The following is a 14,497-nucleotide window of genomic DNA, read 5'->3' as shown; positions in this document are numbered from 1 at the left end:
CAGCCGCACTCAGCCGCGGAGCAGTGCCGCGAGCCGCTGGAGGGCGGCCGGGGAGGTCGTCACGTGCGGCGAGAACCGGATGCGGCTGTCGCCGTGCAGCGTCGACGACACCCCCGCCGCGGCGAGCCGCGCGTGTGCCTCGGGCGCCGCACCCGCCGGGTAGCCCGCCACGACGATGCCGGCGCGCCGCTCGGGTTCGCGCGGCGAGAGGAGGGTGAGCCCTGCGGCATCGATCGCGTCGGCGATGGTGCCGGCCGCGGACCCGATGCGGGCGGCGGTATCGGCCACGCCGGCCGCCGCCAGCTCCTCCAGCGCCGTTGCGAGCGATCCCGAGGTGAAGGGCGACAGGTTCGTCACCGCGTGCCGCTCCGCCCCGGCCACGAGCGGATGGATCGTGCCGTCGTAGCGGGCCTGGTCCTCCGCCCCCGCCCAGCTGCCGAGCGTCGGCTCGACCCGCGCGAGTCCCTGCTCGGAGAACGCGAGAAAGCCCGTGCCCCAGCCTGAGCGCAACCACTTCTGCCCGCCCACCGCGAGCACGTCGACCGGAGACCAATCGGTCTCGATCGCCCCGAAGCCCTGGATCCCGTCGACCACGAGCAGCCGCTCGGGCCCGAGTACTGCGCGCAGGCCGGCGAGATCGGCGCGGTACCCGGTGCGGAAGTCGACCGCGCTCACCGCGAGGGCGGTGACGGCGGGTGTCAGCGCCGCCGCAACGCGCTCGGGCGTGACGGGCAGCAACTCGCCCGCGCCGGGGAGCGAGCGCACCCGGAGCCGGCCGGCCGCTTCGGCGCGCACCCAGGGGTACACGTTGGCCGGGAACTCGTCACGGCTCAGCAGCACCTCGCCGCCCAGCCCGAACGCGGTCTGCAGCAGCCCCTGCGAGGTGCTCGTGGTGAGCGCCACGCGCGAGACCGGCACTCTAGTGAGGCGGGCGACGGCGGCGCGAGCGCGTTCGTGCTCGCCGTGCAGCTCGGCCGACGTCGTCGGGCCGGGCCGCATCGCCGTGGCGAGCAGCCGCTGCACGGTCTCGGCGACGGCCGCCGTCGGCGGCCCGTAACTCGCGTGGTTGACGTAGAGGTCGAGCTCGGAGTTGGTCCCGCCCGTCATGCGTCGCCCGCGATGCCCTCCTGCTGGCTGCGCAGACGCCAGACCTGCGGCACCGGGAGTGCCGCGTCGCCGTCGCGCGAGCCGTTCGTCTCGAAGTGATCGACGAACGGGCCGATCGTCGCCTGCCACTCCGTGTTCACCGGGTCGCCCTCGAGCGCCGCCATGGCGGCGAGGAAGTCGTCGCACTCCACGAGATGGAAGAGGTGCCGCCCCGAGCGCCAGATGGTCCAGTCGCGGATGCCGATCTCGCCGAACCGGGCGGCGAGCGCCTCGGGAATGGTGGCGTGGGTCTCGTCGTAGCCCGACTCGAGGCCGTCACGGGTGAGGGAGTGCAGGGCGACGCGCATCGATGTCCTTCGTGGTCGGGGCGAACGTCTTCATGCTGCCATAACGGCTGCTGCCATAACGGCCCAGTGCGCCCAACCAGCGCAGCGTGAATCCGCACAGCGGTCCGATCGCCAGAGCGAACACCAGGGTGCCGATGCCGACGTCGCCGCCGAGCAGCCAACCCACCAGCAGCACACTGCCTTCGACCAGCCCGCGCGCCAGCCAGATCGGCCAGCCCAGGCGGGAGTGGATGCCCGTCATCAGCCCGTCGCGCGGCCCCGGCCCCAGGGCTGCGCCGATGTAGATGCCGCTGGCCACCGCGAGCAGCAGCAACCCCGCCGCGAAGACCAGGACTTGCAACCACAGCAGGTCGATCGGCGGGATGACCCAGAGTGAGGCCTGAATGGTCGTTCCGACCAGCAGCACGTTGAGCAGGGTGCCGATGCCCGGCCGTTGACGCAGCGGAATCCAGAGCAGCAGCACACCGAGCCCGATGAGGTTGGTGAGGATGCCGATGCCCCAGCCGGTGTGTGCGTCGACGCCCTGAGCGAGCACCATCCACGGCTCGACGCCGATCGCCGCTCGCAGGATGAGACTGTCGGCCACCCCGTACAGCACCAGACCGCCGAGCAGTCGCAGGATGCGCGGGGCGGCGTAGTGGCTCATGAAGGTAGCCAATCGCGAGATTGGCCTGCGTTCAAGGAGCCAATATCGCTAGAGTGGATTCATGGCTGACGCGCGTATCGGAACCCGCTCTCTCCTGGCCCTGCTCGGCGACTGGCGTCAGCCGGCCACCGGGCCATCGTATCTGGCGCTCTTCGACCGCATCCGTCTGCTCGTGCTCGACGGCCGCATCGCCGTCGACACGCGTCTGCCCGCCGAGCGCGATCTCGCGCAGGCGCTCGGCGTGAGCCGCACCATGGTCTCGGCGGCGTACCGCGAGCTGCGCGACGCGGGGTACACCCAGAGCGTGCGCGGCTCGGGCAGCGTCACCCGGCTGCCGGGCCGGGCGCCTGTGGGCGGTCACGACGTCTCGGGCGACTTCATCGACTTCTCGAAGGCCACCCTGCCGGCCCACCCCGGTCTGTTCGCCGCCACCCAGGATGCGCTGGCCGACTACCCCGCGTCGCTCACCACGAGCGGGCTCGACCCGTTCGGTGAGCTCGTGCTGCGCGAGGCGATCGCCGCGCGGTACACCGAGCGCGGCCTCCCGACCAGCGTCGAGCAGGTGATGGTGACCATCGGCGCGCAGCACGCCATCTTCCTGCTCGCGCGCGTGCTGCTCAGCCGGGGCGACCGCGCGGTGGTGGAGCTACCGAGCTACCCGCACGCCTACGAGGCGCTGAAGGCGGCCGGCGCGCGGCTCGTGCCGGTGACGGTGGCCGCGGCGGGCGCCGACGACGACGGGATGCACGGGTGGGACGCCGCGGGCATCGAGCAGGCGTTCGCCCGCACCAGCCCGGCCTTGGCCTACCTCATGCCCGACTTCCACAACCCCACGGGCGAATCGATGCCCGTGGCGCTGCGCGAGCAGGTGCTCGCCGCCGCCGCCCGTCAGGGCTCGATCGTGATCGCCGACGAGACCTCCGGCGAGCTCGACATCGACCGCCCCGAGCGCTTCCTGCCGTTCGCGGCCTACGCGGATGCGGCCACGGCGGCCTCGGCGGTGATGATCGGCTCGGTCGGCAAGACGGTGTGGTCGGGGTTGCGGGTGGGGTGGATCCGCGCCGATCCCGCCATCATCCGCAAGCTCGCCGGCGCCCGGTTCTCGGGCGACCTCGGCACGCCGGTGCTCGAACAACTGGTGGTGGCGCGCATCCTGCGCGACTTCGAGCCGGTGCTGGCGTTGCGTGCCGCCCAGTTGCGAGAGGGTCGCGACACGGTCATCCGCATGCTCGGCGAGCGCTTCCCGGATTGGCGCGTGCCCCGGGTGCACGGTGGTCTCGCCACCTGGGTGAACCTCGGCGCACCGATCAGCTCGCAACTCGCCCTGGCGGCGCGCTCCCGCGGCGTGCTCATCACGGCCGGCCCGCGCTTCGGTCTCGACGGGGCGTTCGAGCGGTTCCTCCGCATCCCCATCGGCTATCAGCTCAACGAGCTCGAGCGCGGCCTCGACGCCCTGCTCGCGAGCAGCAGCACCCTCACCCACGCCCCCGTCCCCCCAGCCGACCTCTACGCCGACGTCGTCTGATTCCCGCGCCCCCGCTCAGACCTTCGCGTCCTGCTTCGGGAACACCACCTTCTGCACGATGATGATGGCCGATGCCGCGATCGGGATGGCGACGAGCGCGCCGAGCACCGAACCGAGGGTGCCGCCGGCGATCGCCGCGATGACGACGATCGACCCCGGCACCGACACCGCCCGGTTCATGATGCGGGGGCTCAGGAAGTACGCCTCCACCTGCATGTAGACGAGGTAGTAGATCGCCGCCACCAGGGCCGTGACCGGTGAGGCGAACAGGCAGGCGAGGGTGATGATGATCGCCCCGCTCAGCGTGCCGACGAGGGGGATGAGCGACGCGAGGAACGCCACGAACGCGAACAGCGCCGGGAGCGGTGCGCCGATGATGCTGAGGAAGATGAGGCTGAGTACACCGTTGATGGCCGCGAGCCCGATCTGCCCCACGACGTACCGGCCGACAGCACCCGTGACGTCGTCGGTGAGGGAGGCGAAGGAGGCCCGCTTGTTCGCCGGCACGAACCGGTAGGTGACCCGCTTCATGGCACGCAGCGACGCCAGGAAGTAGAGGGTGAGGATGAGCACGATCACCGCGCCGGTCGCACCGCTCGCGATGCCGGTGCCCACGGCGAGGAGGCCGCCGCCGATGTTCAGCAGGTTGTTGGGGTCTTTGAAGAAGGCCGTCGCATCCTGCACCGCCTTGTCGATGTCGACGAAGCCGCCGATCTGCGACTGCAGGCCGGTGACGAAGTCGCTGTGCTCGAAGTCCTGCACGATCTGCGGGAACTGCTGGATGAAGTTCGACGCCTGGTCGACGATGAGCGGGATGACCGCGAACAGCAGTCCGCCGAACAGCAGGATGACCGCGGCGAACACGATCACGATCGCGACCGGTCGCGGCATCTTTCGCTCGAGCCACGACACGAGCGGGTCGAGACCCAGGGCGAGGAAGAGGGCGACGCCGACGTAGACGAGCACCGTGCTGAGCTGGGTGACCACGCCGCCGATGAGGATGGCCAGCAGCACGCCGAGGCCCCCCACCAGACCGATGCGGAACGCATTGACGCGAACCGCCGGAACCGTGTCACGGCCCGCGATGTCGAGATCCGACCCCGGCTGCAGGGCGCTGGTCTCCGGCGGAGCGACCCGCGGTTTGCGATTGAACACGAAGACACCTCATCTCGACTCATCGCAAGAGTATCCCGCTGCGGTCGGCAGCGCCCGCGATCGACCATCTCGTGCGTTCGGCGTTCTCATGCGTTAATGGGGGTATGGGAAAGCTCCTGTACGGCACCTCGGGCATCGAGATCGAGTTCGACGACCGCACACTCACGCATCTGCAGATCGTGATCGCCGCGAAGTTGCGGCGCAAGGAGAGCTTCTTCTTCTCATGGCGCGACGACCCGGCGGTGGGCGACGGCCGCTCGAGCATCTGGCTCGACTGCGCCATCCCGCTCTACTTCAAGTTCGCGGGCGGGCGCGTGCCGTCGATCAACCGTGAGTGGCTCGACGTGCTGACCGCCTCCTCGAACGGGTCGGGTGGCCTGCAGTTCACCGAAGAGCCGGGCACCCGTGGTGCCAACGGAAACGGCAACGGAAACGGGCACGGCGGCGCATCGGGCCCCGCCACAGTGCGCTAGACGTGCGCTAGATCGGCGTGCGCTAGATCGACGCCTCGACGGCGGCCTTCGCCTCGGCGAGCGAGGGATGGGTGCCGAGGTTCTTGCCGCTGCGGGCGGTGGCGACGAAGCCGTGCACCCATTTCTCGGTGACGATGCCGAGCGGCCGGGCGTCGGGCGACGTCGCGACCCAGAGGCCGGATTGGGCTTCGCGCCAGCTGACGGCGCGCGTGGTGAGTGTGTCAGTCATTGTTCTCCTTTGAACGCGACCTCCTGAATCATAGGCGCTCGCCACCGTCCGTGCGTCATCGCGTAGGGAACGCGCAGGGTTCGGCGCCGCCCCCGACAGGAAAGCGTTAGGACCGGCGCCCGGGCCCGCGATCAGGCGTTGGATCGACATCCGTCAACAATCCCTGTCGGATGGAGAATCCCGTGCTCGACATCGTCTATGTCGCTGCGATCCTGGCCGTGTTCGGTCTCGTCGCCCTGGTCGCCTGGGGAGTCGAGAAGCTGTGATCGGCATCGATGTCCTGGCCGTGGTGCTGGGCGTGGCGGCTGTGGCCTACCTCGTCTACGCCCTCGTGAAGCCGGAGCGGTTCTGACGTGTCCGCCCTCGAGATCTGGCTCGCCGTCGCGCAATTCGCGACCCTCGCGCTCGCCCTCGGCCTTCTGCACCGGCCGCTCGGCGACTACATCGCGCGCACCTTCACCTCCTCGAAGAACCTCCGGGTGGAGCGCGGCTTCTACCGGCTGATCGGCGTCGCCCCCGACTCCGAGCAGAGCTGGGGCGCCTACCTCCGCGGGGTGCTCGCGTTCTCCGCGATCGGGGTGCTGCTGGTCTACCTCATCCAGCGCCTGCAGGCCGTGCTGCCCTATTCGCTCGGCTTCCCCGCCGTGCCGGAGGGATTGTCGTTCAACACGGCGATCTCGTTCGTCACCAACACGAACTGGCAGTCCTACTCGCCCGACGTCACGATGGGCTACACCGTGCAGCTGATCGGCCTCGCGGTACAGAACTTCGTGTCGGCGGCGGTCGGTCTCGCGGTGGCCGTCGCGCTCATCCGCGGCTTCTCCCGGCGCTCCACCGGCACCATCGGCAACTTCTGGGTCGACCTCACCCGCGGCATCCTGCGCATCCTGCTGCCGATCTCCTTCCTCGCGGCGATCGTGCTCATCGCCGGCGGCGTCATCCAGAACCTCACCGGGTTCACGGATGTGACGACGCTGACGGGTGCGACCCAGTCGATCCCGGGTGGCCCGGTGGCGTCGCAGGAGGCCATCAAGCTGCTCGGCAACAACGGCGGCGGGTTCTTCAACGTGAACTCCGCGCATCCGTTCGAGAACCCCACGCCGTGGACGAACCTGTTCGAGATCGTGCTGATGCTCGCCATCCCGTTCGCCCTGCCCCGCACCTTCGGCACCATGGTGGGCGACAAGCGCCAGGGCTACGCCATCCTCGCGGCGATGGCCGCCATCTTCGTGGTGTCGCTGACCGCGCTCACCGTGTTCGAGGCGGCCGGCGCCGGTAGCGGCCCGATGGCGGCGGGAGGCGCGATGGAGGGCAAGGAGCAGCGCTTCGGCATCTTCGCCTCGACGCTGTTCGGCACGACGAGCACGATCACGTCCACCGGCGCCGTGAATTCCATGCACGACAGCTACACCTCGCTCGGCGGCATGATGACGCTGTTCAACATGATGCTCGGCGAGATCGCCCCCGGCGGCATCGGCGCGGGGCTCTACGGCATGCTCGTCATCGCCATCATCACCGTGTTCATCGCCGGACTGCTCGTCGGGCGCACCCCCGAGTACCTCGGCAAGAAGCTCGGCCCGCGCGAGATCAAGCTCGCGAGCCTCTACATCCTGGCCACACCCACCCTCGTGCTGGCGGGCACCGCGGCGAGCTTCGCCATTCCGGCGGTGCGAGCGGATGTCGAGTCGACGTCGATCTGGAACCCCGGCCTGCACGGGTTCAGCGAGGTGCTCTACGCGTTCACCAGCGCGGCGAACAACAACGGCTCGGCCTTCGCCGGACTCACCGCGAACACGCCCTGGTTCAACACGGCGCTCGGCGTGGTGATGCTGCTCGGCCGGTTCGTGCCGATCGTGTTCGTGCTGGCGCTCGCCGGGTCACTCGCCGCGCAGGGCAAGGTGCCGGTGACGGCCGGAACCCTGCCCACCCATCGCCCGCAGTTCGTGGGCCTCCTCGTCGGCGTCGTCGTCATCGTCGTCGCCCTCACCTACTTCCCCGTGCTCGCACTCGGACCTCTCGCCGAAGGGCTTCAGTAACCCATGTCCACCTTCACCTCCCAGATCGCCACGGGTCTTCCCGAGGCGCTCCGCAAATTGAGTCCGCGCCGGATGTGGCGGAACCCCGTCATGTTCATCGTCGAGGTCGGAGCGGCGCTGACCACCCTCATCGCCATCGTGCAGCCCTTCACCGACGCCACCGACTCGCTCGCCTTCACCTGGGCGATCGCGGTGTGGCTCTGGCTCACCGTGCTGTTCGCGAACCTCGCCGAGTCGGTGGCGGAGGGGCGTGGCAAGGCGCAGGCCGCGACGCTCCGGGCCACGCGCACGAGCACCATGGCCGCCCGGGTGGTCGACTACGACCAGGTGGCCGACCCCGCGGCGGAGCGCGCCGGCACCACCCAGGTGGCCTCGGCCGACCTGCGGCTCGGCGACGTGGTCGTGGTGGTGGCGGGCGAGCTCGTGCCGGGCGATGGCGACATCATCGACGGCATCGCCTCGATCGACGAGTCGGCCATCACGGGTGAGTCGGCGCCCGTGGTGCGGGAGTCCGGCGGCGACCGGAGCGCGGTCACCGGCGGCACCCGGGTGCTCTCGGACCGCATCGTGGTGCGCATCACCTCGAAGCCGGGCGAGACCTTCGTCGACCGCATGATCCGGCTCGTCGAGGGGGCGAGCCGGCAGAAGACGCCGAACGAGATCGCGCTGAACATCCTGCTCGCCAGCCTCTCGATCATCTTCGTGATCGTGGTGCTCACCCTGGGCCCGATCGCCGGCTACTCGAACGCGGCACCCTCGATCGCCGTGCTGGTGGCGCTCCTGGTGTGCCTCATCCCGACCACCATCGGTGCGCTGCTCTCGGCCATCGGCATCGCCGGCATGGACCGGCTGGTGCAGCGGAACGTGCTCGCCATGTCGGGCCGCGCGGTCGAGGCCGCGGGCGACGTGACGACACTGCTGATGGACAAGACGGGCACCATCACCTACGGCAATCGCCGGGCATCCGAATTCCTGGCGCTGGCCGGCGTCGATGCGGGAGCGCTCCGTGACGCGGCCGCGCTCTCGTCGCTCAGCGATCCGACGCCCGAGGGCAAATCGATCGTCGATCTTGCTGAGCAGCAGGGGTTCGCCCGGCCCGGGAACGTCGACGGTGAAATCGTGCCGTTCACGGCGCAGACGCGGATGAGCGGGGTCGACTTCGCCGACGGCCGCCAGATCCGCAAGGGCGCCGGCTCGGCCGTGATCGCCTGGGCCCGGGAGAGCGGCACCGCGGGCAGCGCACTCTTCGACGAGGTGCAGGAGGCCTCCGACCGGATCGGCTCCCTCGGCGGTACGCCGCTCGTCGTCGCCACGAAGGAGCCCGGCCGGCCGGCCGAACTGCTCGGGGTCGTCTACCTCAAGGACGTCGTGAAGGAGGGCATCGCCACCCGCTTCGCCGAACTGCGGGCGATGGGCATCCGCACCGTCATGGTGACCGGCGACAACCCGCTCACCGCCAAAGCCATCGCGGCCGAGGCCGGCGTCGACGACTACCTGGCCGAGGCGACGCCGGAGGACAAGCTGGCGCTCATCCGCCGCGAGCAGGAGGGCGGCCGTCTCGTCGCGATGACGGGCGACGGCACGAACGACGCACCGGCACTCGCCCAGGCGGATGTCGGCGTGGCGATGAACACGGGCACCAGCGCCGCGAAGGAGGCCGGCAACATGGTCGACCTCGACTCCGACCCCACGAAGCTCATCGACATCGTGGCCATCGGCAAGCAGCTGCTGATCACCCGCGGGGCGCTCACCACGTTCTCCATCGCGAACGACGTGGCGAAGTACTTCGCCATCATCCCCGCGATGTTCAGCGCCGTGTTCCCCGGTCTCGCGCTCCTCAACATCATGCAGCTGCACTCGCCGGCATCGGCCATCCTCTCGGCGGTCGTCTTCAACGCGCTGGTGATCATCGCGCTCATCCCACTCGCCCTCCGTGGCGTGAAGTACCGGCCGCTGTCGGCCTCGCGCATCCTCAACCGCAACCTCCTCGTCTACGGGCTCGGCGGGGTGATCGCGCCGTTCATCGGCATCAAGCTGATCGACCTGCTCGTCTCCCTCATCCCCGGGTTCTGACCCCTTCACGAAAGGCACCCTCATGGCCTCCTCCCGCGGCTTCGCCCGCCCCTACTGGGTGGCGCTCCGCTTCCTCCTCATCGCCACCGTCGCCCTCGGCATCGTGTACCCGCTCGCCGTGCTCGGCGTGGGCCAGCTCGTGCTGCCCGCGCAGGCGAACGGCAGCATGATCACCGCCGCCGACGGCACCGTCACCGGTTCGTCGCTCATCGGCCAGTCGTTCGCCGACGCCGACGGCAACGCCCTGCCGCAGTGGTTCCAGTCGCGGCCCTCGGCCGCCGGCTACGACGGGTCGGCCTCGGTCGCCAGCAACTACGGCCCCGAGAACCCCGACCTTCTCGACGAGATCGCCGCGCGCAAGGCCGCGATCTCGGAGCTCGACGGCGTCGACCCGGCCGGCATCCCGGCGGATGCGCTCACCACCTCCGCCTCCGGGCTCGACCCCCAGATCAGCCCGCAATACGCTCTACTGCAGGTGCCGCGTGTCGCGGCGGCGCGTGGACTGGAGGAGTCGCAGGTTCATGATCTGGTCGAGTCGTTCACCCAGGGCCGCGACCTCGGTTACCTCGGTGACGAGACCGTCAACGTGCTCCAGCTCAACCTCGCCCTCGCGCAGCTGGGCTGACCGGGTGCCGGCGTGAAGCAGGGGAGACTCCGGGTGCTGCTCGGCGCGGCGCCCGGGGTCGGCAAGACCTACACCATGCTCGAGGAGGGCCGGCGCCTGCGGGCCGCCGGCAAGGACGTGGTGATCGCCATCGTCGAGACCCACGGGCGAGCGGGCACGGCCTCGATGGCCGCGGGCTTCGAGGTGGTGCCGCGCCTCCGCGTCGGTCACCGCGGGGTCGAGCTCGACGAGATGGACCTCGACGCGGTGCTCGCCCGCGCCCCCGAGTACGCGCTGGTCGACGAGCTCGCCCACACCAACGCCCCCGGGCTCGCCCACGAGAAACGCTGGCGCGACGTCGAGACGCTGCTGGATGCGGGGATCAACGTGCTCTCGACGGTGAACATCCAGCACATCGAGTCGTTGAACGACGTGGTGGAGCAGATCACCGGCGTGCCGCAGCGCGAGACGGTACCCGATGCGGTGCTGCGCGCCGCCGACCAGATCGAGGTCGTCGACCTCGCCCCGCAGGCGCTGCGGGACCGCCTGGCCGAGGGGCAGGTCTACCCCGCGGCGCGAGTCGACGCCGCGCTCTCGAACTACTTCCGCCTCGGCAACCTCACGGCCCTCCGCGAACTGGCGTTGCTCTGGCTCGCCGACGAGGTCGACAGCTCCCTCCGTCGCTACCGCGACGAGCACGGCATCGGCGAGAAGTGGGAGGCCCGCGAACGGGTCGTGGTGGCGCTGACCGGCGGCCCGGAGGGCGAGACGCTGCTGCGCCGGGGCGCCCGCATCGCGGCCCGCTCCGCGGGTGGACAGCTGATGGCGGTGCACGTCACCGCGCAGGACGGGCTGCGCGAGCCGAACCCGGGGGCGCTCGCCGCCCAGCGGGCACTCGTCGAGAGCCTCGGCGGGAGCTTCCACCAGGTGGTGGGCGACGACGTGCCCGCCGCGCTGGTCGAGTTCGCGCGCGCGTCCAACGCGACGCAACTCGTGATCGGCGTGAGCCGCCGCAGCCGGCTCGCGGCGCTCCTGACGGGTCCGGGCATCGGGGCCACGGTCATCCGGGAATCCGGCGACATCGACGTGCACATCGTGACGCACGCGGCGGCCGGTGGGCGGATGCGCCTGCCCGGCTCCCGCGGAGCCCTCACCCTGCGCCGGCGCATCTACGGCTTCGCGTTCGCGCTCGTGGCCGGGCCCCTGCTGACCTGGCTCCTCACGTCGTTCCGGAGCGACGACTCGATCACCTCCGACGTGCTCGCCTACCAGCTGCTGGTGGTGGTGGCCGCGCTGATCGGCGGCATCTGGCCCGCGTTGTTCGCGGCGGTGCTCTCGGGGTTCACGCTCGACTTCTTCTTCGTCGATCCCCTCTACACGGTCACCGTCAACGAGCCGTTGCACGTGCTCGCACTGGCGCTCTACGTGGTGATCGCGCTGCTCGTGAGCATCGTGGTCGACCAGGCGGCGCGGCGCTCGCGGGCGGCACGCCGCTCGGCGGCCGAGTCGGAACTCGTGGCCACGGTGGCCGGCAGCGTGCTCCGCGGCGAGGATGCGCTGCAGGCGCTCGTCACCCAGACCCGGGAGGCGTTCGGGCTCACCGGGGTGCGGCTCGTGCGGGCCGGCGCGACGGTCGCGGCCGACGGCGAGCCCGCCGGCGCCGAGGGCTCAGCCGCCGCTGCGGGCTCTGCGGACGCTGCGGACGGGGATGCCGCGGCCGATGTCGTGTCGATGCCGGTCGACGACGAGACCGTGCTTGAGCTGTCGGGGCGGGAGTTGCAGGCATCCGATCGCCGGTTGCTCGCGGTGATCGTGGTGCAGATCGCCGCCGCGCTCGAGCACGCGGGGCTCGAGGAGACGGCGCGCGGCCTCGCCCCGCTGGCAGCTGCCGACCGGGTGCGGTCGGCGCTGCTCGCCGCGGTCGGGCACGACCTGCGGCGGCCGCTGACCGCGGCGACCGCGGCGGTGACCGGTCTCCGTGCCCGCGACGCCACGCTGAGCCCCGCCGATCGCGACGAGCTGCTCGCCACCGCCGAGGAGAGCCTCGGCACCCTCGCCCAGCTGCTCACCGACCTCCTCGACGTCAGCCGGGTGCAGGCCGGCGTGCTCGGCGTCTCGCTCGTGCCGGTCGACCTCGAGGACCTGTTGCCGGGCGTGCTCGACGAGCTCGGCCTCGGCCCCGACGAGGTCGACCTCGAGCTGGCCGCCGACCTCCCGGCGTTCGCCGCCGACCCGGTGCTGCTCGACCGCGTGCTGGTGAACCTGCTCTCGAACGCGCTGCGGTACAGCCCGGCAGGGGAGCAGGTGGTGGTCTCGGCGAGCACCTTCGCCGACACAATTCAGCTGCGCGTCGTCGACCGCGGCCCGGGCATCCCGCCCGACCGGCGCGACGACGTGTTCGTGCCGTTCCAGCGGCTCGGCGACACCGACAACCTCACCGGGCTCGGGCTCGGGCTCGCGCTCTCGAAGGGTTTCGTGGAGGGGATGGGTGGCACACTCGACACCGAGGAGACGCCGGGCGGCGGCCTCACGATGGTGGTGACCCTGCCGGTGGCGGCGGAGAGGACGGGTGGCGCGTGAAGATCCTGATCGCCGACGACGACCCGCAGATCCTGCGGGCGCTGCGCATCACGCTCGGCTCACAGGGCTACGAGATCGTGACGGCCGCCGACGGCGCCGAGGCCATCCGGCAGGCCACTGCCTCCTCGATCGACCTCATCATGCTCGACCTCGGGATGCCGCGGCTCGACGGCCTCGAGGTGATCCAGGCCGTGCGGGGCTGGTCGAGCGTGCCCATCCTCGTCGTCTCGGGGCGGGCGGGCTCGGCCGACAAGGTGGATGCGCTCGACGCGGGCGCCGACGACTACGTCACCAAGCCCTTCGCGATGGATGAGCTGCTGGCGCGCATCCGTGCCCTCACCCGGCGGAGCGTCGCGCCCGCGGCCGGCGGCGACCCGGTGGTCAGCTTCGGCGGGGTCGCCATCGATCTCGCCGCGCACCTGGTGACCCGGGAGGGTGACCGCTCGGCCATCCGGTTGACGCCGACGGAGTGGAAGATCCTCGAGCTGCTGGTGCGGAACCCCGGCCGGCTCGTCACCCACCAGGAGCTGCTCACCGAGGTGTGGGGCACGCACCTCGTGAAAGAGACCGGGTACCTGCGGCTCTACATCGGGCAGCTGCGCAAGAAGCTCGAGGTGGAGCCGTCGCATCCGCGGCACCTGCTCACCGAGGCGGGCATGGGCTACCGCTTCGTGCCCGACGAACCCGCCGCGCCCGCGGCAGCTGCTCATGATGGACGGAGCGACCGATGATCGTCGACAACGCCGTGTACGTCGGGGGCCGCCGCACGGCCGACCCGCCGAGCCTCGACGAGACCTTCGAGGTGATGCGGGAGCGCGAGGGCTTCGCGTGGATCGGGATGTACCGCCCCAGCCCCGAGGAGCTGCAGTCGGTGGCCGACGAGTTCGCTCTGCCCCCGCTCGCCGTGGAGGATGCGCTGAAGGGCCACCAGCGCGCGAAGATCGAGAAGTACGGCGGCTCGACCTTTCTCGCCCTGCGGCCGGCGCGCTACATCGACGCCGACGAGCGGGTGGAGTTCGGCGAGCTCGACGTGTTCCTCGGCGCCGACCACGTCATCACCGTGCGGCACGCCGAATCGCCCGACCTCGCGCTCGTGCGCAAGCGCCTGGAGGCCGACCCCGGGCTGCTCGCGAAGGGGCCGCTCGCCGTGCTGTACGCCGTGCTCGACCAGGTGGTCGACGAGTACGTGCCCGTCGTCAACGGTCTCGAGAACGACATCGACGAGATCGAGGACCAGTTGTTCAACGGCGACCAGGAAGTGTCCCGCCGCATCTATCAGCTCTCCCGAGAGGTGATGGCGTTCCAGCGCGCGACGCATCCGCTCGCCGACATCCTCGAGACCGTCCGCGACGCGCTCGACTCCCACGACGCCGATGTCGCGCTGCGCGAGAACCTGCGTGACGTGCATGACCACGTGCTGCGCATCGTGGAGCGGGCCGACTCGTTCCGCCAGCTGCTGCAGAACGCTCTGATGGTGCACACCACCCTCGTGGGTCAGGACCAGAACAACGAGATCAAGAAGATCTCGTCGTGGGCCGCCATCCTGTTCACCCCGACGCTCGTCGGCACCATCTACGGCATGAACTTCGAGTACATGCCCGAGCTGCACTGGCTGCTCGGGTACCCCTTCGCGATCGGCCTGATGGCGGCCCTCGGCTTCGGCCTCTACAGGGTCTTCAAGAGCAAGGGCTGGCTCTGAGCCACGTCGACCACGAATAGCAA

The 14,497-nt window shown here is 70.5% G+C and carries 14 protein-coding genes; 9 read left to right on the top strand and 5 right to left on the bottom strand.

What is annotated here, in order from left to right:
* Positions 1 to 9 precede the first annotated feature (9 nt).
* Genes AC3WLB_RS12390 through yczE form a run of 3 tightly spaced genes read right to left on the bottom strand, consistent with a single transcriptional unit; the run spans position 10 to position 2,100 of the window.
* Positions 10 to 1,107 carry an aminotransferase class V-fold PLP-dependent enzyme gene (locus AC3WLB_RS12390; RefSeq protein ID WP_492506361.1) on the bottom strand — a complete coding sequence of 366 codons (1,098 nt, stop codon included), beginning with the start codon at positions 1,105 to 1,107 and terminating at the stop codon, positions 10 to 12.
* Positions 1,104 to 1,454 carry an L-rhamnose mutarotase gene (locus AC3WLB_RS12385; protein ID WP_492506359.1) on the bottom strand — a complete coding sequence of 117 codons (351 nt, stop codon included), beginning with the start codon at positions 1,452 to 1,454 and terminating at the stop codon, positions 1,104 to 1,106. The genes AC3WLB_RS12390 and AC3WLB_RS12385 overlap by 4 nt, the downstream gene beginning before the upstream one ends.
* On the bottom strand, positions 1,423 to 2,100 hold the full coding sequence (gene yczE / locus AC3WLB_RS12380) for a membrane protein YczE (protein ID WP_492506357.1): 678 nt from the start codon (positions 2,098 to 2,100) through the stop codon (positions 1,423 to 1,425). Before yczE ends, AC3WLB_RS12385 begins: the two co-directional genes overlap by 32 nt.
* Before the next feature lie 61 nt (positions 2,101 to 2,161).
* Here yczE and yczR point away from each other — a divergent pair, with 61 nt between their 5' ends.
* Positions 2,162 to 3,625, top strand: a complete 1,464-nt coding sequence (gene yczR / locus AC3WLB_RS12375) for a MocR-like transcription factor YczR (RefSeq protein ID WP_022895493.1) — start codon at positions 2,162 to 2,164, stop codon at positions 3,623 to 3,625.
* A gap of 15 nt (positions 3,626 to 3,640) precedes the next feature.
* Here the strand turns inward: yczR and AC3WLB_RS12370 are convergent, their stop codons facing one another.
* A complete protein-coding gene (locus AC3WLB_RS12370) occupies positions 3,641 to 4,780 on the bottom strand; it encodes an AI-2E family transporter (protein ID WP_492506355.1) in 1,140 nt (379 codons plus the stop codon).
* Positions 4,781 to 4,884: 104 nt separating this feature from the next.
* On the opposite strand from AC3WLB_RS12370, the gene AC3WLB_RS12365 reads away from it, so the two are divergent.
* Positions 4,885 to 5,253: a DUF7882 family protein gene (locus AC3WLB_RS12365; protein ID WP_022895495.1), complete on the top strand. Its 369-nt coding sequence runs from the start codon at positions 4,885 to 4,887 to the stop codon at positions 5,251 to 5,253.
* A 22-nt stretch (positions 5,254 to 5,275) separates the two neighbouring features.
* Here the strand turns inward: AC3WLB_RS12365 and AC3WLB_RS12360 are convergent, their stop codons facing one another.
* Positions 5,276 to 5,482: a hypothetical protein gene (locus tag AC3WLB_RS12360; protein WP_492506352.1), complete on the bottom strand. Its 207-nt coding sequence runs from the start codon at positions 5,480 to 5,482 to the stop codon at positions 5,276 to 5,278.
* A 262-nt stretch (positions 5,483 to 5,744) separates the two neighbouring features.
* On the opposite strand from AC3WLB_RS12360, the gene kdpF reads away from it, so the two are divergent.
* Genes kdpF through corA form a run of 7 tightly spaced genes read left to right on the top strand, consistent with a single transcriptional unit; the run spans position 5,745 to position 14,474 of the window.
* On the top strand, positions 5,745 to 5,834 hold the full coding sequence (gene kdpF, locus AC3WLB_RS12355; RefSeq protein WP_022896341.1) for a K(+)-transporting ATPase subunit F: 90 nt from the start codon (positions 5,745 to 5,747) through the stop codon (positions 5,832 to 5,834).
* Positions 5,835 to 5,850: 16 nt separating this feature from the next.
* On the top strand, positions 5,851 to 7,518 hold the full coding sequence (gene kdpA, locus AC3WLB_RS12350) for a potassium-transporting ATPase subunit KdpA (RefSeq protein ID WP_492506778.1): 1,668 nt from the start codon (positions 5,851 to 5,853) through the stop codon (positions 7,516 to 7,518).
* 3 nt (positions 7,519 to 7,521) lie between these two features.
* The gene (kdpB, locus tag AC3WLB_RS12345; RefSeq protein ID WP_492506350.1) at positions 7,522 to 9,591 is read left to right on the top strand and encodes a potassium-transporting ATPase subunit KdpB; all 2,070 of its coding nucleotides are present in this window, start codon (positions 7,522 to 7,524) and stop codon (positions 9,589 to 9,591) included.
* A 22-nt stretch (positions 9,592 to 9,613) separates the two neighbouring features.
* Complete coding sequence (kdpC, locus tag AC3WLB_RS12340; RefSeq protein ID WP_492506348.1) at positions 9,614 to 10,216, top strand: potassium-transporting ATPase subunit KdpC; 603 nt, start codon at positions 9,614 to 9,616, stop codon at positions 10,214 to 10,216.
* 12 nt (positions 10,217 to 10,228) lie between these two features.
* A complete protein-coding gene (locus tag AC3WLB_RS12335; RefSeq protein ID WP_492506346.1) occupies positions 10,229 to 12,775 on the top strand; it encodes a DUF4118 domain-containing protein in 2,547 nt (848 codons plus the stop codon).
* Complete coding sequence (locus tag AC3WLB_RS12330; RefSeq protein WP_492506344.1) at positions 12,772 to 13,506, top strand: response regulator; 735 nt, start codon at positions 12,772 to 12,774, stop codon at positions 13,504 to 13,506. The genes AC3WLB_RS12335 and AC3WLB_RS12330 overlap by 4 nt, the downstream gene beginning before the upstream one ends.
* Positions 13,503 to 14,474, top strand: a complete 972-nt coding sequence (gene corA / locus AC3WLB_RS12325) for a magnesium/cobalt transporter CorA (protein WP_492506342.1) — start codon at positions 13,503 to 13,505, stop codon at positions 14,472 to 14,474. Before AC3WLB_RS12330 ends, corA begins: the two co-directional genes overlap by 4 nt.
* The last annotated feature ends 23 nt before the right edge of the window (positions 14,475 to 14,497 follow it).

The organism is Herbiconiux sp. FW305-C-125, from assembly GCF_058783455.1.
This window is presented reverse-complemented; position numbering and strand designations above follow the sequence as displayed.